The sequence below is a fragment of the Streptomyces sclerotialus genome (assembly GCF_040907265.1).
GTDB classification, from domain to species: Bacteria; Actinomycetota; Actinomycetes; order Streptomycetales; family Streptomycetaceae; genus Streptomyces; species Streptomyces sclerotialus.
This window is the reverse complement of the sequence record NZ_JBFOHP010000002.1, coordinates 4227340-4246060: the sequence shown is the minus strand read 5'-3', so window position 1 is coordinate 4246060 and position 18721 is coordinate 4227340. Positions and strand designations below refer to the sequence as shown.

Here is an 18721-nt window from a genome sequence, read left to right as displayed (position 1 = left end):
GGCGGGGCGCGGAGCTCCGTGGGGGCGGTGGCCGGGTGACGGGCGGGAGGGACCGGCATGACCGTGCGGTGGATCGTCAGGACCTTCAGCGAACTGTGCCTCACCGTCGGCAGTCTGATCGTCCTCTTCGTGCTCTACCTGCTCTTCTGGACGGGCGTGCGCGCCGACAGCGCCATGGACGGCGAACTCGGCGCGCTGCAGGAACGCTGGTCCACGGGCCCGGCCGCGACCGCTTCGCCCCACCCCGGCGGGCAGTCGCCGGACGCCGGCCGGTCAGCGGGCACGTCGGGGGACAGCGGCCAGGCGCAGGGCGAAGGCCCGCCGCCGCAGCCCGCCTATCAGGACGGCCGGCCTTTCGCCGTCATGTACATCCCGCGCTTCGGCCGCGACTGGGCCAAGCCCGTCCTGGAGGGCACCGCCACCGACACCCTGAAGAAGGGCCTCGGCCACTACGCCCGCACCGCCCGGCTCGGCGCCACCGGCAACTTCGCCGTCGCCGGCCACCGTCGCACCTACGGCGACCCGTTCAAGGACTTCCCGCGGCTGCGGCCCGGCGACCCGGTCGTGATCAGCGACGGCACGACCTGGTTCACGTACCGCATCGACAAGCGGCCCTACCGCACCCTCCCCGGCGACATCGGGGTCATCGATCCCGTACCGCGCAAATCCGGCTACGACGGCCCCGGCCGTTACCTCACCCTTACGACCTGCGAGCCGGAGTGGGGGCACAGCCACCGGCTCATCGCCTGGGCGCACCTGGACGCCACCGCGCCCGTGGCCGAGGGACGTCCGCCGGCATTGCGCAGCTGAGCCCCACCGCCAGGACTCGCCCCGTACTCTGGTAGGGCAAATGACCATTGGCATCGGCAAGTAGGGACGGCATGTACGGCTGGATCTGGCGGCATCTGCCGGGCAACGTATGGGTGAAGGCACTGATCTCGCTCGTGCTCGTGCTGGCGATCGTCTTCCTGCTCTTCCAGTACGTCTTTCCGTGGGCGGAGCCGCTGCTCCCCTTCAACGACGTCACGGTGGACCAGGGAATGGAGGCCGTCCGATGAGCGCGAAGATCCTCGTCGTCGACAACTACGACAGCTTCGTCTTCAACCTCGTCCAGTACCTCTACCAGCTCGGTGCCGAGTGCGAGGTGCGGCGCAACGACGAGGTGGAGCCGGGGCACGCCCAGGACGGCTTCGACGGCGTCCTGCTCTCGCCGGGCCCGGGCGCGCCCGAGCAGGCCGGCGTCTGCATCGACATGGTGCGGCACTGCGCGGACACCGGCGTACCGGTCTTCGGTGTCTGCCTGGGCATGCAGTCCATGGCGGTGGCGTACGGCGGCGTCGTCGGCCGCGCGCCCGAGCTGCTGCACGGCAAGACGTCCCTGGTGACGCACGAGCACAAGGGCGTGTTCCAGGGACTGCCCACGCCGTTCACGGCCACCCGGTACCACTCCCTGTCGGTCGAACGGGACACCCTGCCGGCCGAGCTGGAGGTCACCGCCTGGACGGAGACCGGCCTGGTGATGGGTGTCCGGCACCGCGAACTACCCGTCGAGGGCGTGCAGTTCCACCCGGAGTCGGTGCTCACCGAGTGGGGCCACGGAATGCTCGCCAACTGGCTGGTCGAGTGCGGTGACGAGGGAGCTGTGGAGCGTTCGACGGGGCTCGCCCCGGTGGTCGGCAAGGCCGGCGCGTGACCGCGCTCCGCCCCGAGCGCGAAGGCACGTCGTCGTACGGTCCTCATGATCCGTACGACGACTCTGCCGCGTTCGAGGCGGCCGTCGGGCAGCTCGGCGATCCCCTCACGGATCCGCTGCCCGGCCAGGACGACGGCCGGGGCCCGGGGCCGGGGGCAGGGCCGGGGCCGGTTCGGAGCCGGGCGGCCGGCACCGCGTACGACCAGGCAGCCCGCCCGTACGATCAGCCTGCCGACCACCAGCAGTCCCTCGGCTACCCCCAGTCTGCCGACCACCAGCAGTCCGCCGAGTACTCACAGTCCGCCGGCTACCGGCAAGCTGTCGGCCACCAGCAGGCTGCGGCCTACGAGCCGACCGCCGTCTTCGACCGGATCCCGGCGCTCGACCAGGTGCCGGCACCTGATGCGGCCTCGGCCTTTGACCCGGCTTCGGCCTACGACCAGTCGTCGGCCTACGACCAGTCGTCGGCCTACGACCGGACGTCGGCCTACGGCCGGGAGGATACGTACGGCGGGGCGCACCTCTCGGGCTCCTCCGGCGCCGGCGCGTACGGCGATGCGGCCACGTACGGCGAGGCGGCCCTCGCAGCGGCCGACACCGTCATCGCACCGGCCGTTCCGTCCCTGCCTGCCGACGACGAAACGATGACGCTGCGGCAGGCGGACCCGAAGGCCGTGAAACGGCCCGAGGACGCTGTTTCACGTGAAACAGCGTCTCCGGCGACCGGTGGCCGTGCCGCGCGCCGCAGAGCGGCGCAGGAGGCCGCCAAGCGGGGCGGCAAGCGCGCCCGCCGGGCCGCTCCGGCCGCCGAGCCGTCCACCCCCGAGCCCGCGCCGACCTCGCGGGTCGCCGCACGCCGGGCCGCGCGAGCCCGCAAGGAAAGCGTCGGTGTCGTCGTCAGCCGGATCACGGGCGAGGCGTTCATCACCCTCGGCGTGCTGATGCTGCTGTTCGTCGCGTACCAGCTGTGGTGGACCAACGTCCTGGCGCACAACCAGGCGGGTGGCGCCGCCAACAACCTGCAGCAGCAGTGGGACAAGGACGGCGAGGAGGACAAGCGGGCGGCGGGCGCGTTCTCGCCCGGCCAGGGCTTCGCGATCATGTATATCCCGAAGCTGGACGTGAAGGTCCCGATCGCCGAGGGCATCGACAAGCACGGGGTTCTGGACCGCGGCATGGTCGGCCACTACGGCGAGGGCAAGCTGAAGACGGCGATGCCCTGGGACAAGAGCGGCAACTTCGCCGTCGCGGGCCACCGCAACACCCACGGTGAGCCGTTCCGCTACATCAACCGGCTGGTGAAGGGCGACAAGATCGTCGTCGAGACCCGCAGCCGCTTCTACACGTACGAGATGGAGAGCATCCTTCCGCAGACCTCGCCCTCCAACATCGACGTGATCGGCCCGGTGCCGCCCGGCTCCGGCTTCACAAAGCCCGGCCGGTACATCACGCTGACCACCTGCACCCCGGAGTTCACCAGTACCTACCGGATGATCGTGTGGGGCAAGATGGTCGAGGAGCGGCCGCGGAGCAAGGGCAAGCCGGATGCGCTCGTCAGCTGAGCACCATCAGGGGGTACCACGCGGTGACTGCCACCGGACACGACGCGGACGTCGACGGCGTCGAGGGCGTCGAGGGAACTGAGGACACCGAGGCGTCCGGGACATCCGCCACGAAGGCGTCGAAAACCGCGTCGAAGCCCGCGCCGCGGAAGGTGCGGCGCGGGATAGCCGCCGTCGTCAGCGTCATCGGGGAACTGCTGATCACCGCCGGGGTGATCCTGGGCCTCTTCGTCGCCTACTCGCTGTGGTGGACCAACGTCCTCGCCGACCGTGAGGCGCACCACCAGGGCGACCAGGTACGGCAGCACTGGGCCGACGCCAAGGACCAGGAGCAGAAGGAGCTGGACACCAAGGACGGCATCGGCTTCCTGCACGTCCCCGCGATGAAGAACGGTGAGGTGCTGGTCAAGAAGGGCACCAGCAGCAAGATCCTCAACAATGGCGTGGCCGGTTACTACACCGACCCGGTCAAGTCCGCGCTGCCGCAGGACAAGACGGGCAACTTCACGCTCGCCGCGCACCGCGACGGGCACGGCGCCAAGTTCCACAACATCGACAAGCTCAAGGACGGCGACCCGATCGTCTTCGAGTCGCAGCACCGCTGGTACGTCTACAAGGTCTTCGCGACCCTGCCGGAGACCAGCAAGTACAACGTCGACGTGCTGAACAAGGTCCCCAAGGAGTCCGGCAGGACCAAGCCGGGCCGCTACATCACCCTCACGACCTGCACGCCGGTCTACACCTCGAACTACCGCTACATCGTGTGGGGCGAGCTGGTCCGCACCGAGAAGGTCGACGCCGACCGCACCCCGCCGAAGGAAATCCGCTAGGCGCCGTCGCGCCGTACGCGGGAAAGTCCGGCCGTACGAGGGAGAACCCGGCCGTATGCGAGAGGGCCCGGGGCGTCTCGTGCCCCGGGCCCTCTGCCGTTCCTCTTGTCGCCGCTGCCGGCCTCAGTTCTTGTTGCGGCCCCAGCCGTCCATGCCGCCGAACCAGCCGCCGCCGTCGTCCCCGCCGTCGTTCCCGTTGCCGGGCATCGTCGTGACGTTCACGGAGGTGCCCTTGGCGACCTCCGTGCCGGCGATCGGGTCGGAGACCACGACGGTGGCGTCGTCGTCCTGCGGGCCGGTGATGTTGCCGACCGCGAGACCCATGTCGGTGAGGGTCTTCTTGGCGTCCTTGAGCTTCTGGTTGGCCAGGTCCGGGACCTGGAGCTTCTCCGCCGCCTTGGCGACGGTCAGGGTGATCGTGGAGCCGTTCTCGGCCTGGCTGCCGCCGGCCGGGTCCTGCGACAGCACGGTGTCGGCCGGCTGGTCGGACTCCTGGTCGGTACGCGCCACCTTGAAGCCCAGGTCGGTCAGCTGCTTCTCCGCCTGGTCGAAGGGCTTGTTGGTGACGTCGGGCACCGAGGTCTTCGGCTTGGCGGCCGCGACGGTCAGGGTGATCGTCTTGTCCTTGGCCGCCTCGGTCTGGCTGTCCGGGTTCTGCCTGATGACCTTGCCCGGCGTCTGGTCGGACTGCTCCGTCGTCTGCTGGATGTCCGTGAAGCCCTTGTTCTCCAGGATCGACTTGGCCTTGTCGAAGGTGTAGCCCAGCACGTCCGGCACGCTGATCTTGGCCGGGCCGGTGCACATCGTGACCGTGACCGTGTCGTCCTTCCCGATGTCCGTCCCGGCCGCCGGGTGCTGCTTGGTGACCTGGCCCCTCTTGGCGTTGTCGCAGGTCTTGCTGCCGCCCTTGACGACCTTGAAGTCGCCGTTGCGGCCGGCCTGCTGCGCCTCGTCGAGGGTCTTGCCGACCAGGCTGGGAGCCGGGAAGGTGCCCTCGGTCTTGCCGCCGCTGAACATCGCCTTGCCGATGAAGATCGCACCGATGAGTACCAGGATCGCCGCCAGGATCAGCAGGATCGTGGAGGTGCGGTTCTTCTTCTGGCCGCCGCGGCGCCGGTCGGGGCGCTCGTCGTAGCCGTAACCGCCGTCGTCGGGGTTGGTCGGCGGCAGCATGGAGGTGGCGCCCGCCGGGTCCTGGGGCCGCAGCGTCGCGGTGGGCTGGTCCTGGTCGTAGCCGACGGCACCGAGCGCCGCGGTGGCCGCGACCGGCTGCCCGTCCAGCGCCGCCTCGATGTCGGCGCGCATCTCGTCCGCCGACTGGTAGCGGTAGTCCGGGTCCTTGACCAGGGCCTTCAGGACGATCGCGTCCATCTCCGGAGTGATCTCCGGATCGAATGCGCTCGGCGGCTGCGGCTCCTCCCGCACGTGCTGGTACGCGACCGCGACCGGCGAGTCACCGACGAACGGCGGCCGCACGGTCAGCAGCTCGTACAGCAGGCAGCCGGTGGAGTACAGGTCGGAGCGGGCGTCGACGGTCTCGCCCTTGGCCTGCTCAGGGGAGAGGTACTGGGCCGTGCCGATCACCGCGGCGGTCTGCGTCATCGTCATGCCGGCGTCACCCATCGCACGGGCGATGCCGAAGTCCATGACCTTCACCTGGCCGGTGCGGGTCAGCATGACGTTCGCGGGCTTGATGTCGCGGTGGACGATGCCGGCCCGGTGGGAGTACTCCAGCGCCTGGAGCACACCGATGGTCATCTCCAGGGAGCGCTCGGGCAGCAGCTTGCGGCCGGAGTGCAGCAGCTCACGCAGCGTGGAGCCGTCGACGTACTCCATCACGATGTACGGGATCGAGACGCCGTCGACGTAGTCCTCGCCGGTGTCGTAGACCGCGACGATGGACGGATGGTTCAGCGAGGCGGCCGACTGGGCCTCACGGCGGAACCGGGCTTGGAACGACGGATCGCGGGCGAGATCCACCCGCAGCGTCTTCACGGCGACGGTGCGCCCCAGGCGGGTGTCATGGGCGAGGTAGACCTCGGCCATGCCACCGCGGCCGAGCACCGAGCCCAGCTCGTACCGGCCGCCGAGGCGACGCGGCTCTTCCATAGCTACTCCAGCCCTCTCCGTCGATCCCGACCGCACCTGTGTGTGGTCCGGCGGTGTGCTGTTCGGGCATACCGTACCCGGCCCGCATCATGCGGCCCGGCCGCGGCCGCCACCTGATATGCGACCGGTACGGTCGTGACCGAGGTCACTTGTTGCCGTTGACTACCGCCTCCATGACCGCCTTGGCGATGGGCGCGGCAAGCTTGCCACCTGCGATGTCGCCGCGCAGTGTGTCGGAACCCTCGATGACCACGGCGACGGCCACCGGGGTGCCCTTGTCGGTCTTGGCGTAGGAGATGAACCAGGCGTACGGGTTGTCCTTGTTGTTCTCGCCGTGCTGCGCCGTACCCGTCTTGCCGCCGACCGTGACGCCCGGGATCTGGGCGTTGGTGCCGGTACCGGTCTTGACGACCGTCTCCATCATGTCCTGCAGCTTCTGCGCGTTCTCCGGCTTCAGCGGCTCGCTGAGCTTCTCCGGCTGCTCCTGCTGGATGACGTTGAGGTTCGGCGCGACCAGCTTGTCGACCATGTACGGCTTCATCAGCGTGCCGCCGTTGGCGACCGCCGAGGCGACCATGGCCATCTGCAGCGGCGTGGCGCGGTTGGAGGCCTGCCCGATGCCGGCCATGGCGTTCTGCGGCCGGTTGTCCTCGGGGTAGACGCTGGCTTCGGCGCGGACCGGCGTGAAGTGTTCCTTGTTGAAGCCGAACTTGTCGGCTTCCTCGATCATCTTCTTGTTGCCGAGGTCGGCGCTGATCTTGCCGAAGACGGTGTTGCAGGACCAGCGCAGCGCCTCACGCAGGCTGGCGTTCTCGCACGGGATGTTGCCCTCGTTGGGCAGCGGGATGCGGGTGTCGGGCAGCGTCCAGGGCAGCGGCGAGTCCGTCTTCGCGTCGATGTCCGTGTACAGGCCGTTCTCCAGCGCCGCGGCCGCGGTGACGACCTTGAAGGTCGAGCCGGGCGGGTAGGTCTGGCGCAGCGCCCGGTTCAGCATCGGGTCGTCGGCGTTGTTCTTCTTCAGCAGCCCGTTGTACGCCTTGGCGTCGTCGTCGCTCATCCCGGCGAAGCTCGACGGGTCGTAGGACGGCGCGGAGGCCAGGGCGAGGATCGCGCCGGTCTCCGGGTTGATGGCCGCGACCGCGCCCTTCTTGCCCTTCAGACCGTCGTACGCGGCCTTCTGCGCCTTGGCGTCGAGGGTGGTGACGACGTCGCCGCCCTGCTGCTTCTCACCGGTGAACATGTCCACCGTACGGCTGAAGAAGAGCTTGTCGTCGGTGCCCGTGAGGATCGGGTCGTACAGCTTCTCCAGCTGGTTGGCGTCGAACGCCTGCGACGCGTACCCGGTGACCGGCGCCCACATGGGGCCGTCCTTGTACGTGCGCTTGTACTTGAAGTCGCCGCTGTCGGTCGTGGTCGAGCCCGTCACGGCCTTGTCGCCGACGATGATGTTGCCGCGCGGGATGCTGTACCGCTCGATGGCGACCCGGCGGTTGTGCTTGTCGTTCTTCAGTTCGTCGGCCTGGACGAACTGCACCCAGTTGACGCGGACGAGCAGAGCGAGGACGAGCAGGCCGCAGAAGATCGCGACCCGGCGCAAGGGCTTGTTCACGGTCGGACCACCTGGGTCATCTCGGCGTCGGTGGAGGGGGCGGGCGCCGGGGCCGGCCGGCGCGCGGTGTCACTGATGCGCAGGAGGATCGCGACCAGTGCCCAGTTGGCGATGACGGACGAACCACCCTGGGCCAGGAACGGCATCGTCATACCGGTCAGCGGGATCAGCCCGGTGACACCGCCGGCGACGACGAAGACCTGCAGCGCGAACGCGCCGGCCAGGCCGACGGCCAGCAGCTTTCCGAAGGGGTCGCGGGCGGCCAGCGCCGTACGGATACCGCGCTCGATCAGCAGGCCGTACAGCAGCAGGATCGCCATTACACCGGCCAGGCCCAGCTCCTCACCGACGGTGGCCAGGATGTAGTCGCTCTTCGGCGCGATACCGCCGATGAGGCGGGAGTAGCCCTGCCCGAGGCCCGACCCGAGAATGCCGCCGGAGCCGAACGAGTACATCGCCTGAGCGGTCTCGGTGACACCGCCGTTCAGCAGTTCCAGCGGGTTGAGCCAGTTGTGCACACGGGTCTGGACGTGCGACTCGAAGGTGGCCACCGCGACCGCGCCGGCGCCGCTGAGCAGCAGACCGAAGACGATCCAGCTGGTTCGCTCCGTCGCGACGTACAGCATGATGACGAAGAGGCCGAAGAACAGCAGCGACGTACCGAGGTCGGTCTCGAACACCAGGATCATCAGGCTCAGCGCCCAGATGACCAGGATCGGGCCGAGGTCGCGGCCGCGCGGCAGGTACAGGCCCATGAAGCGGCGGCTGGCCAGGGCCAGCGCGTCGCGCTTCACCATCAGATAGCCCGCGAAGAAGATCGCGATGATGATCTTTGCGAATTCACCCGGCTGCAGCGAACCCACACCCGGAATCGTGATCCAGATGCGGGCACCGAAGCGGGCCGGGAAGAACACCGGCAGGATCAGCAGGACCAGCGCCACGACCATCGAGATGTAGGTGTAGCGCTGCAGGACACGGTGGTCCTTGAGGAAGATCAGCACGCCCAGGAACAGCGCCACGCCCAGCGTGGACCACATCAGCTGCCCCGGCGCCATCGCCCCGCCCAGCTGCGGCGTGGTGATCTGCGGCTCCTGGTCCAGGCGCCAGATGAACACCAGACCCAGGCCGTTGAGCAGCGTCGCGATCGGCAGCATCAGCGGGTCCGCGTACGGCGCCCACTTCCGCACGACCAGGTGCGCGACGCCCGCCAGCAGGCCGAGCCCCAGCGCGTAGCCGAGCACGCCGGCGGGGACCGTGTCCTCCTTGGCGAGCCCGACGTTGATGTAGGCGAACACCGGGATGATCACGGCGAAGACGAGCAGCGCCAGTTCGGTGTTCCGGCGGCTCGGGGCTCCGATCGTCCCGATGGTGGTGGTGTTGCTGGTACTGCTCATGAGATCAACGGCCCCCTACGCCCTCACTGCTGGGTGCTGCAATTCTTTTCCAGCCGCTGCTGCTCCGCGGAGGGGGAGTTGCTGGTGGACGGCGTGGGAGTGGGGCTCGCGCTGCCCGCGTCGGTGCCCGGCTTCGTCGTGCCCGGCTTGGTGGTCGCGTCCGGCTTGGTACCGGCGGTCCCGCCTGCCTGGCGCTCGCTCTTCTTCCGGGCCGCCTCGCGCTCCGCGGCCTCCCGCTGCTGCAGGGACTTGCACGCACCGGCCTGCTTGCCGAGCTCGCCGACCTTGGCCAGAGCCTGCGTCCGGCTGTCGACCGCGATCGTCTCCTCGACCTGATTGCGCTGGTAGGCGGGCAGGTACTTGAGTTCGATCTCGGGGTGATCCTGATCGATCTTGTTCATGGAGAACCACGCCAGGTCCTGGCTGATGCCCTGGTACAGGGCCACATGCCCGTCCTTGGCACCCACGAAGTACTGCGACTGCGTCCAGCGGTACCCCGCGTACAGGCCACCGCCCACCACGGCCAGGCACAGCGCGACGATCAGCGTCGGCTTGATCCACCGGCCCCGGCGCCGCGGCTGCGCGTAGTCCTCGTCGACGAACGCGCCGTACGCGCCCTGCGGCGGAACGGTCTCCGCGCCGCCGCTCCCGGGCGGACCGAACCCGCCGGCCGGCTGCGGGGGCACGTCACCGCGCCCGCCACGGCCCAGCTCGGCCGCACGGCCCGCGGGGGTCTGCATGGCACCGTCACCGAACTGGTGCTGGTTCTCCGCCACCGCGCCCACGATCACCGGGGTGTCGTTCAGCTGCCCGGCGAGCGTGTCGGTGTCGTCGACGTTCAGCACGTCGGCCACGATGCAGGTGATGTTGTCCGGGCCGCCGCCGCGCAGCGCGAGCTGGATCAGCTCCTGCACCGTCTCGTGCGGGCCCTGATAGCTGGCGAGGGTGTCCTCCAGCGTCTGGTGGCTCACCACCCCCGACAGCCCGTCGGAGCAGATCAGATACCGGTCCCCGGCGCGCACCTCTCTGATGGAGAGGTCCGGCTCCACATGGTCACCGCTGCCCAGCGCCCGCATCAGCAGCGACCGCTGCGGGTGCGTCGTGGCCTCTTCCTCGGTGATCCGGCCCTCGTCGACCAGCCGCTGCACCCACGTGTGGTCCTGCGTGATCTGCGTGAGCACGCCGTCGCGCAGCAGGTACGCGCGCGAGTCGCCGACGTGCACGAGGCCGAGCCGCTGACCCGTCCACAGCAGGGCGGTCAGGGTCGTGCCCATGCCCTCCAGCTGGGGGTCCTCCTCGACCATGACGCGCAACTGGTCGTTGGCGCGCTGCACGGCCGTGCCGAGCGAGGTGAGGATGTCCGAACCGGGCACGTCGTCGTCCAGCTGGACCAGCGTGGAGATGACCTCGGAGGAGGCGACCTCACCGGCAGCCTGGCCGCCCATGCCGTCGGCGATGGCGAGCAGGCGCGGGCCGGCGTACCCGGAGTCCTCGTTGCCCTCCCGGATCATGCCCTTGTGGGATCCCGCGGCAAAGCGCAGTGACAGACTCATGCGCACCTCGCCCGTCGGCTCGGGGTACAGCCGGTCTCGCGCCACACTGCCCACCCTCCGGTCGGGAGCGCGCACGGGCCGGCCGAGAGGACCGCCGCGGCTCGCTCGCTCCGCTCGCTCATTGTCGTACTACTTCCGCAGCTCGATGACGGTCTTGCCGATGCGGATCGGCGCTCCCAGCGGAATCGGCGTCGGAGTCGTCAGCCGGGTCCGGTCGAGGTACGTGCCGTTGGTGGACCCGAGGTCCTCGACGATCCACTGCCCGTCCCGGTCCGGGTAGATCCTGGCATGCCGGCTGGAGGCGTAGTCGTCGTCCAGCACGATCGTGGAGTCGTGCGCCCGCCCCAGGGTGATGGTCTGGCCCTGCAGGGCGACCGTCGTGCCCGTGAGGGTCCCTTCGGAGACCACCAGCTTGGTGGGGGCGCCGCGCCGCTGGCGGTTGCCACCGCCGCGGCCGCTCTCCTGACGGCGCTGCTGCTGCGCCTGCGGCGGTGCCGCCTGCCGCTGCGCGCCTCGCGGCTCCTGGCCCCCGCGGCGGGCGGCGCCGCGCTGCGTGACGCGCGTGCCGAACAGATCGCTGCGGATGACCTGTACGGCCACGATGACGAACAGCCACAGTACGGCGAGGAAACCCAACCGCATGACCGTGAGGGTCAGCTCTGACATTGCCCCCGCTTCACCCTTCGGCTTGCCGGTAAACGATGGTGGTGCTGCCCACGACGATCCGCGAGCCGTCGCGGAGCGTAGCGCGGGTGGTGTGCTGCCCGTCCACCACGATGCCGTTCGTCGACCCGAGATCCTGGATCGAGGACGGCGATCCGGTCCGGATCTCGCAGTGTCGGCGCGAGACCCCCGGGTCGTCGATGCGTACATCGGCGTCGGTGCTGCGGCCGAGGACCAGCGTCGGGCGCGAGATCTGATGGCGGGTGCCGTTGATCTCGATCCAGCGCCGGGTCTGGGCCTGCGGCTGCGGTCCGGCGCCGGGGCGCGAGGCCTGCGGCGCACCGGGCGGAGGAGACGAGGGCATGGGGGGCGGGCCCACGTGTCCGCCGCCGGGCCGGCCGGCCCGGGCCGCGCCGGCACCCTGCGGGGCGGCGCCTCCCTGCTGTGACGAACTGGCGGCGAGGGTACGGCTGCGCACGCGGTACAGGCCGGTGTCGAGATCCTCCGCCTTCTCCAGGTGGACCTTGATCGCGCCCATGAACGTGTAGCGCTGCTGCTTGGCGTAGTCCCGCACCATGCTGGACAGCTCGTCACCGAGCTGACCGCTGTAGGGGCTGAGGCGCTCGTAGTCCGGAGCGCTCAGTTCCACGATGAAGTCGTTGGGGACGACGGTCCGGTCGCGGTTCCAGATCGTGGCGTTGTTGTCGCACTCACGCTGGAGCGCGCCCGCGATCTCCACGGGCTGCACCTCGGACTTGAACACCTTGGCGAAGGTGCCGTTGACGAGGCCCTCGAGACGCTGCTCGAAGCGTTTCAGTACTCCCACGGGGCACCTCCTTCCTCAGTCTTCTTCAGGGTCGTCCCTGTACTGCTTACTGATCGTATCCACGCGTCGGGAAAACAGCTGGTTCCCCTTTCCCGCCTAGAGGACGAGTGTCGCCTCTCACAAGGTTGCCCACGCTCGCCGTCCGATGCTGACTGCGATCGTAGATGCGGCCGCACGACAGTGTCCCGCAACTGCCGGTCTCCCCGGGCGGGCGGGGCCGTTGAGGACGTACGGGGTGCCCGGATGGACCTTTCCCACGGGCGCCGTACTGACGCCACGGGGAGGATTGGATGCCCGCGGCGGGGCCGGGCGGGTGACGGACCCATGACCGGCCGGGACGAGCGGGGGTGCGGAGCCGTTCGAGAGCGGGGCGCGCGGCAGGCGTGAAGGGGGTCCGCGAGCGGCCGGGTGGCGGCCGGCGGGGAACGGGTGTGAAGGCACCCCCTGCAGCGTGCTAATGTTTTCCATGTCGAAAGGCGCTCCCGCCGAAGACCCGGACCGAACGGCCCGGATCGCCGGTGAGAGAATCGAACGGCAACACCCATGCGCGGGTGGCGGAATAGGCAGACGCGCTGGATTCAGGTTCCAGTGCCCGAAAGGGCGTGGGGGTTCAACTCCCCCCTCGCGCACAGAGGACCCCCCGGTCCCGGAGAGATCCGGACCGGGGGGTTTTTCGTTGTCCGAGGAGCGGTTGGCCGCGGGGCGGTCGTCCTCGGACCAGTTGTTCCCGGGGCGTCGGCCGGCGTCGGCCGGAACTGGGACGGCGGGGGATGTGAGGCGTACCTCACATCCCCCGCCGTCCCCGCCGTCATGAGGCCGGTCGGGTTCAGGCGGACACGCGCTCCGCGAGCTCCTTGGCCTTGGTGACCGCCTCCTCCTGCGCCTTCTCGCGCGAGGCCTCGAAGAGGGGGATCAGCTCGGCCATCGCCGGGTTCGACGGCGCCATCGTCAGCTCGGGCACGATGAAGTCCACCTCGAAGCCGAACCCGCCGCTGAGCACGGCCTCCAGGTAGTTCTGCACGTACTCGAAGGGCTCGCGCGGGGTGCCCGGGGCGTAGCTGCCGCCGCGGCTGGCCACGACGACGACCGGGGTGCCCTTGGCGGACGGGGTGTCACCGGTGGTGCGGCCCATGATGATCGCCTGGTCCAGCCACGCCTTCAGGGTCGACGGAATCGTGAAGTTGTACATCGGGGCGGCTATGACGATCGCGTCCGCCTGTTCGATCTCCTCGGCGAGCTTCGTCCGCAGCGCGAACGCCGCCTGCTGCTCCGGAGTGTGCGTGGCGGGGTCGCTGAAGCCGGCGGAGGCGGCGACGGCGTCGAGGTGCGGCAGCGGGTCGGCGGCCAGATCACGGTGGATCACCGTGCCGCCGGGGTGCTGTTCCTCCCAGGTGCGGCGGAAGGCAGTGGTCACCGCACGCGAGGCGGAGGCGCCCTCGGGGAAGACGGACGAGTCGATCAGCAGCAACGTGGCCATGGTGGGGCTCCTGGTGGCTATGGGCCGGTAGGGGCCGGGGCTGATGGCCGGCGTCCCCTACCTCGGCGGTAGGTGTAAAACCGTATGTACCTATGAATAGCACAGTCACTTACTTTTCTGCAGTACCCAACGGGAAAGCAGTACCCTGGTCCCATGGCGGATCGCGGCGGAGAGGCATGCAAGCAGGTCGACGGCGGCATGACGCGCGTCTTCGGGCTGCTCGGTAAGCGCTGGACAGGGCTGATCGTGGCCACCCTGATGTCGGGCCCGGTGCACTTCGCCGACCTGCGGCGAGCGATCCCCGGCATCAGCGAGCGCATGCTCTCCGACCGGCTCGTGGAGCTGGGCTCGGCGGGACTGGTGATCCGCGAGGTCGACGCGGGCCCGCCGCTGCGCGTGGCCTACCGCCTCTCCACCGCCGGGCTCGCCCTGGAGCCGGCGCTCAAGGAGCTGGCGCGCTGGGCCGAGACGTACCTGGCGGAGGGCGGCCGGTGCCCGGAGCAGTTCCGGGACTGAGGGCGGAGCTCTTGGCGTCGCGCCTGGTTGTCGCGCCCGGCTCGGTCCCGTCCTGTGGTGGCCGGGCGGGTCAGCCCAGCTTCTGCTGCGCTTCGTTGTAGCGCAGCAGGTACGAGGCGAAGCGCTTCAGGTCCGCGTCGTCCCAGTCGGCCAGCCGGTCGGTGAAGGCCTGGCGGCGCTGCGCGTCCGCGCCGGCGAGCACCTGCGCGCCGAGGTCGGTGGGGTGCAGCACCTGCACCCGGTGGTCGTCGGGGTCGACCCGGCGCTCGACGAAGCCCAGCCGTTCCAGTGCGGAGATCTGCCGACTGACGGTGGACTTGTCCAGCATGTAATGCGCGGCGAGGTCGGTGGCGCGACAGCCCTTCTGGTCGTCCAGGTGGGCGAGGAGGGTGTACGAGACGAGCGAGAGCTCGGGGTGCATCCGGGCCGCGGTGGCGCGTGCGCGGCGTGCGAAGGCGGTCAGCTCCTGCTGGATGATGCCGACGGAGTCGTCTCGCTGAGCCACTGTCGTTGCCTTCCCTTGCCTTTTCCTTGCCTTTCCCGGCTTTTGTTGCATAGTACAACCTTGTGTGGCCTGGTGTCTGAGCTGCCTGCTTTTGCCCTCCCCCTCGAAGTTATCCACAGGCCCTGCCGCCCGCCCCCGCTTGTCTGTAGCGTCTTCCCCGACGACGTCCCGCATTCCGTCCGAAAAGAAGGGGGCGGATGGCTGGATGGGGCGGGTGGTGCGGGGTGGGCTGGGGGGACTGGGGGCTGGGGCCTCGGGACTGGGGACTGGGGACTGGGGACCTGAAGGTCTGAAGGCCTGGATGTTCGAGGGGGCGGGGGGGAGGCCCCCGCGCCGCTCTCCGCCCCCGCCCGACCCTCCCCCTCCCCCCCGCCCCGATTTCCCCTCGCCCCTGCCCGCCTCCCACCCCCGTCCGCGCCACTCCCCGACCGAAGGACCCGCCCATGGACACCCCGCGTCTCCCCTACGTCAGTGGCTTCGCGCGGCGTGGTGACGGGGGTGAGGGCGGGCCCGGGCCGAAGGCCGTCGGGAAGGCGTTGCGGGAGACGGTTCCGCGGTCCGCGCATGCCGCGCTGGTCGTCGGGGGTGGCCGGCCCGGCGCCGTGGCGGCGGTGGAGGAGTCCAACGCCGACCGGCTGCCGGAGCTGGTGCCGATACGGGTCGGCCGGATGGCTGCCTCGCCGTTCGCCTTTCTGCGCGGCTCGGCCGGGTTGATGGCGTACGACCTGATGACCACGCCCGTCACCGGCATCGCGGCGCAGATCTGCGGTGACGCGCACGCCGCGAACTTCGGCCTGTACGCCGACGCGCGCGGGCGGCTCGTGATCGATCTGAACGACTTCGACGAGACCGTGCGGGGGCCGTGGGAGTGGGACCTGAAGCGGCTGGCGGCCTCGCTCGTCCTGGCGGGCCGCGAGGCGGGGGCGGACGAGGACGTCTGCCGGGACGCGGCACGGGACGCGGCGGGCGCGTACCGCCGCACGATGCGGCTGCTGGCGCGGATGCCCGCGCTGGACGCGTGGCACGCCATCGTGGACGAGGACCTGGTCTCGCACGCCGATGCCCGGGATCTGGTGGGGACCCTGGAGCGCGTCATGGACAAGGCGCGTAGGAACACCAGCGCGCGCTTCGCCGCGAAGGCGACCGAGGAAGTACCGGGTGACGGCGGCGGCAGCGGGGGTACGGCAGGCGGGGGCACGGGCGCGGGGCGCGGTGGTGTGCTGCGGCGGTTCGTGGACGCGCCGCCCGTGCTGCGGCGGGTGCCGGACGCGGAGGCAGCGGCGGTGGTGACGGGGCTGGCCGGGTACCTGCGGACGCTGCCCGACGACCGCCGGCCGCTGTTGTCCCGGTACGCGGTGCACGACGTGGCTTTCCGGGTCGTCGGTACGGGCAGCGTGGGGCTCCGGTCGTACGTCGTCCTGCTGCTGGATCACTTGGGCGAGCCGCTGGTGCTGCAGGTGAAGGAGGTGCGTGCCTCGGCTCTGGTGCCGTATGTGCAGAAGGCCGGGTTCGAGGTGACACCTGTGGAGCACGAGGCGCGCCGGGTGGTGCTGGGCCAGAAGCGGATGCAGGTCGTGAGCGACATGCTGCTGGGCTGGACGACGGTGTACGGCGGGGAGGCCGGGCCGGACGGGCGGCGCGAGGGGCTGCCTTTCCAGGTGCGGCAGTTCCGCAACCGTAAGGGCAGCGTGGATCCGGCGGCGCTGCCGGCGGACGAGCTGGACGACTACGCGCGGATGACCGGTGCGTTGCTGGCCAGGGCCCATGCGCACAGTGCCGATCCGCGGCTGGTCGCCGGGTACTGCGGGAAGAACGGAGCGCTGGACGAGGCGCTGGCCTCGTTCGCGGTGGCGTACGCGGACCGTACGGAGGCGGATCATCAGGAGCTGGTGACCGCGGTGCGCAACGGCCGGATGGCCGCGGAGCCGGGAGTGTGAGCCGGGCCTTAGGGTGGCCGGGTGACGAACTCGCAAGCGGAGAACGGGCAGGACGGCCAGGCAGCCGGTGGCGGCGGCCCGCAGGGTCCGGGGGCGGGCGGCCCCGAGGGACAGGACGCCGGTACGGCTCGGCTCGCGCAGGCCGTGCGGGCCGCCGAGCAGGCACTGATCGAGTTCGAGATCGCGGTGGAGACCTTCCGGGTGGAGGTCGAGAACTTCTCCCGTCTGCACCATCAGCGGCTCGGGCCGATGTACTCGCGGCTGGACGAGCTGGATGCGCAGATCGCGGAGGCCGTCGCGGCGCGGTCGGGTGATCCCGAGGATGTGCGCAGGGCGCAGGAGCTGCGTGCCGCCGTCCTGCCGATGCCGGGTGTGGAGGAGCTGTTCCACGGCTGGATGGGCTCGGAGGGCCTGTGGCCGGAGGCGCAGGCGATGCTCACGGACCAGCCGGTGCGCCCGCCGCAGAAGGTCCGGCCGAGCGAGGAGGCCCGCAAGGTCTACCGGGAGCTGGTGCGCAAGGCGCATCCGGACCTGGCGCAGGACGAGCGGGAGCGGGAGCGCCGGGACGCGTTCATCTCGCGGGTCAACGCCGCGTACGCATCGGGTGACGAGGCGGTGCTGCGGGAGCTGGCGGCGGAGTGGGAGGCCGGGCCGGTGCCGCAGGAGCGGCTGCTGAGCGAGAGCGAGGAGCTGTACGCGCGGCTGGAGTGGCTGGCGGAGCGCAAGGAGCTGCTGACGGCGCTGGCCGCGGAGCTGGAGGAGAGCGCGATCGGGCAGATGCTCAAGATGGCGCCGGATGACCCGGACGCGTTGCTGGCGGAGATCGCCGAGAAGCTGCTGGCCGATGTGGCGGAGCGGGAGCAGCGGCTGGCGCAGCTGGTCGGGTAGCGCGGGGAGCGTGGAGAGAGGCCGGTCGGGTAGCGTCGGGGCCATGCATTTTGGTTCTGTGCCCACGGTCGGTGTCGATGCGCTCACGCCGGCGGATTTCCTGCTGGACGTGCGTGAGAACGACGAGTGGGAGGCCGGGCACGCCGAGGGCGCCCTGCACATCCCGATGAGTGACTTCGTCTCGCGTTTCGGCGAGCTGACGGAGAAGGCGCCTGAGGGCGGCAAGGTGTACGTGCTGTGCCGGGTCGGTGGCCGTTCGGCTCAGGTGACGCAGTACCTGGTGCAGCAGGGCGTCGACGCGGTGAACGTCGATGGCGGTATGCAGGCCTGGGAGGCTGCCGGTCGTCCGGTGGTCACCGATCAGGGCGGGACCGGCGCGGTCATCTGACCGTCGGCTGAAGGCTTTTCGCGGCGGCGCTCTGTTTCACGTGAAACGTGGAGCGGGGCGCCGCCGCGCTTTTCGGGTCCGCTTCCCGGGGGCGGTTCACCCCAGCGGATGGGCGGCCGGCAGGTCTCCGAGTGCTTCCTCGTGGGCCGGGGCCGGGGCCGGGCCGGACCGAGTGCGAGTCCAGTTGCTCGGCCCAGGCGTGGTAGCGGTGCAGCGGGTAGTCGGTGTCGGCACAGAGTACGGCGCTGTGGATGCCGTGCAGGGGCCAGTGGGTGCCTTTCTGGTGCCCTCGACGGCCAGTTCGGCCAGTTCGGCCGGTTCGTGTCCGGTGCGGTCGGCGGTGGCGACGGTGAGGACCGGTTCGCCGCGGCCGATGCGGGGCAGCGTTTCCTGGCGGAGGGCGGGGCCGGCGTACGTCTGCAGGGCGAGTGCGGCGGCGCTGGTCTCCAGCAGCGGTACGCGGGCGAGGACCTTGACGGATTCGCGCAGGACGAGGCAGAGCGCGAGGGGGGCGAGCCCGGAACCGCCGTACCCGGGGACGAGGCAGAGGCCGAGCAGGTCGGCGTCGGCCAGGGTGCGCCAGAGACCGGGGTCGATGTCGTCGGCGACGGCTCCTGTGGTGAGGGCGGGGGACGGGACGGTGTCGGGGGCGACTCCGGAGAAGACGGCCCCGGCCGCTTCGGCGGCCGCCTGCTGTTCCTCGGTGAAGGCGGTCAAGGCGAAGTCCACTGCCTGTCCTTCCGCGCGCACCGTCGGGGGCCTGCAAGGCAG

The 18721-nt window shown here is 70.3% G+C and carries 17 protein-coding genes, 1 tRNA gene and 1 pseudogene; 10 read left to right on the top strand and 9 right to left on the bottom strand.

Annotated elements, in window-relative coordinates:
• Positions 1–57 precede the first annotated feature (57 nt).
• The 5 genes from AAC944_RS18880 to AAC944_RS18860 all read left to right on the top strand — a co-directional run bounded on the left by AAC944_RS18880 (position 58) and on the right by AAC944_RS18860 (position 4085).
• Complete coding sequence (locus tag AAC944_RS18880) at positions 58–810, top strand: class E sortase (RefSeq protein ID WP_030615193.1); 753 nt, start codon at positions 58–60, stop codon at positions 808–810.
• A gap of 71 nt (positions 811–881) precedes the next feature.
• Positions 882–1058 (top strand): hypothetical protein, encoded by a 177-nt coding sequence (locus AAC944_RS18875; RefSeq protein ID WP_030615190.1) that lies wholly within the window; start codon positions 882–884, stop codon positions 1056–1058.
• The gene (locus tag AAC944_RS18870; RefSeq protein ID WP_030615187.1) at positions 1055–1693 is read left to right on the top strand and encodes an aminodeoxychorismate/anthranilate synthase component II; all 639 of its coding nucleotides are present in this window, start codon (positions 1055–1057) and stop codon (positions 1691–1693) included. The genes AAC944_RS18875 and AAC944_RS18870 overlap by 4 nt, the downstream gene beginning before the upstream one ends.
• On the top strand, positions 1690–3255 hold the full coding sequence (locus AAC944_RS18865; protein ID WP_030615184.1) for a class E sortase: 1566 nt from the start codon (positions 1690–1692) through the stop codon (positions 3253–3255). The genes AAC944_RS18870 and AAC944_RS18865 overlap by 4 nt, the downstream gene beginning before the upstream one ends.
• A gap of 23 nt (positions 3256–3278) precedes the next feature.
• Positions 3279–4085, top strand: a complete 807-nt coding sequence (locus AAC944_RS18860) for a class E sortase (protein ID WP_063759950.1) — start codon at positions 3279–3281, stop codon at positions 4083–4085.
• A 123-nt stretch (positions 4086–4208) separates the two neighbouring features.
• Here the strand turns inward: AAC944_RS18860 and pknB are convergent, their stop codons facing one another.
• From pknB to AAC944_RS18830, 6 genes are all read right to left on the bottom strand, one after another.
• The gene (pknB, locus tag AAC944_RS18855) at positions 4209–6194 is read right to left on the bottom strand and encodes a Stk1 family PASTA domain-containing Ser/Thr kinase (RefSeq protein WP_030615178.1); all 1986 of its coding nucleotides are present in this window, start codon (positions 6192–6194) and stop codon (positions 4209–4211) included.
• 145 nt (positions 6195–6339) lie between these two features.
• A complete protein-coding gene (locus AAC944_RS18850) occupies positions 6340–7803 on the bottom strand; it encodes a peptidoglycan D,D-transpeptidase FtsI family protein (RefSeq protein WP_030615175.1) in 1464 nt (487 codons plus the stop codon).
• Positions 7800–9197, bottom strand: a complete 1398-nt coding sequence (locus AAC944_RS18845) for an FtsW/RodA/SpoVE family cell cycle protein (protein WP_030615172.1) — start codon at positions 9195–9197, stop codon at positions 7800–7802. The genes AAC944_RS18850 and AAC944_RS18845 overlap by 4 nt, the downstream gene beginning before the upstream one ends.
• Positions 9198–9220: 23 nt before the next feature.
• Complete coding sequence (locus AAC944_RS18840; protein WP_196943016.1) at positions 9221–10750, bottom strand: PP2C family protein-serine/threonine phosphatase; 1530 nt, start codon at positions 10748–10750, stop codon at positions 9221–9223.
• Between the two features lie 129 nt (positions 10751–10879).
• Positions 10880–11416: an FHA domain-containing protein FhaB/FipA gene (locus tag AAC944_RS18835; RefSeq protein ID WP_030615165.1), complete on the bottom strand. Its 537-nt coding sequence runs from the start codon at positions 11414–11416 to the stop codon at positions 10880–10882.
• A 10-nt stretch (positions 11417–11426) separates the two neighbouring features.
• Complete coding sequence (locus tag AAC944_RS18830) at positions 11427–12239, bottom strand: FHA domain-containing protein (RefSeq protein ID WP_030615164.1); 813 nt, start codon at positions 12237–12239, stop codon at positions 11427–11429.
• 545 nt (positions 12240–12784) lie between these two features.
• On the opposite strand from AAC944_RS18830, the gene AAC944_RS18825 reads away from it, so the two are divergent.
• Positions 12785–12868 (top strand) — tRNA-Leu (locus tag AAC944_RS18825).
• Positions 12869–13065: 197 nt separating this feature from the next.
• Here AAC944_RS18825 and AAC944_RS18820 read toward each other — a convergent pair.
• Positions 13066–13716, bottom strand: a complete 651-nt coding sequence (locus tag AAC944_RS18820; protein WP_030615161.1) for an FMN-dependent NADH-azoreductase — start codon at positions 13714–13716, stop codon at positions 13066–13068.
• 153 nt (positions 13717–13869) lie between these two features.
• Between AAC944_RS18820 and AAC944_RS18815 the strand changes: the two genes are divergently transcribed.
• Positions 13870–14232, top strand: coding sequence for a winged helix-turn-helix transcriptional regulator (locus tag AAC944_RS18815; RefSeq protein ID WP_030615157.1), 363 nt, complete (start codon positions 13870–13872; stop codon positions 14230–14232).
• A 70-nt stretch (positions 14233–14302) separates the two neighbouring features.
• On the opposite strand, the gene AAC944_RS18810 is transcribed toward AAC944_RS18815, so the two are convergent.
• Positions 14303–14737, bottom strand: a complete 435-nt coding sequence (locus tag AAC944_RS18810) for a MarR family winged helix-turn-helix transcriptional regulator (RefSeq protein ID WP_030615154.1) — start codon at positions 14735–14737, stop codon at positions 14303–14305.
• 443 nt (positions 14738–15180) lie between these two features.
• On the opposite strand from AAC944_RS18810, the gene AAC944_RS18805 reads away from it, so the two are divergent.
• Genes AAC944_RS18805 through AAC944_RS18795 form a run of 3 tightly spaced genes read left to right on the top strand, consistent with a single transcriptional unit; the run spans position 15181 to position 17950 of the window.
• Positions 15181–16674, top strand: a complete 1494-nt coding sequence (locus AAC944_RS18805; protein ID WP_030621627.1) for a DUF2252 domain-containing protein — start codon at positions 15181–15183, stop codon at positions 16672–16674.
• Positions 16675–16695: 21 nt separating this feature from the next.
• A complete protein-coding gene (locus AAC944_RS18800) occupies positions 16696–17562 on the top strand; it encodes a J domain-containing protein (protein ID WP_368396345.1) in 867 nt (288 codons plus the stop codon).
• Positions 17563–17605: 43 nt separating this feature from the next.
• The gene (locus tag AAC944_RS18795) at positions 17606–17950 is read left to right on the top strand and encodes a rhodanese-like domain-containing protein (protein WP_078888850.1); all 345 of its coding nucleotides are present in this window, start codon (positions 17606–17608) and stop codon (positions 17948–17950) included.
• Between the two features lie 238 nt (positions 17951–18188).
• On the opposite strand, the pseudogene AAC944_RS18790 reads toward AAC944_RS18795, so the two are convergent.
• Positions 18189–18679 (bottom strand): annotated as a pseudogene (locus tag AAC944_RS18790) (acyl-CoA dehydrogenase family protein); the annotation flags it as partial.
• Between the last annotated feature and the right edge of the window lie 42 nt (positions 18680–18721).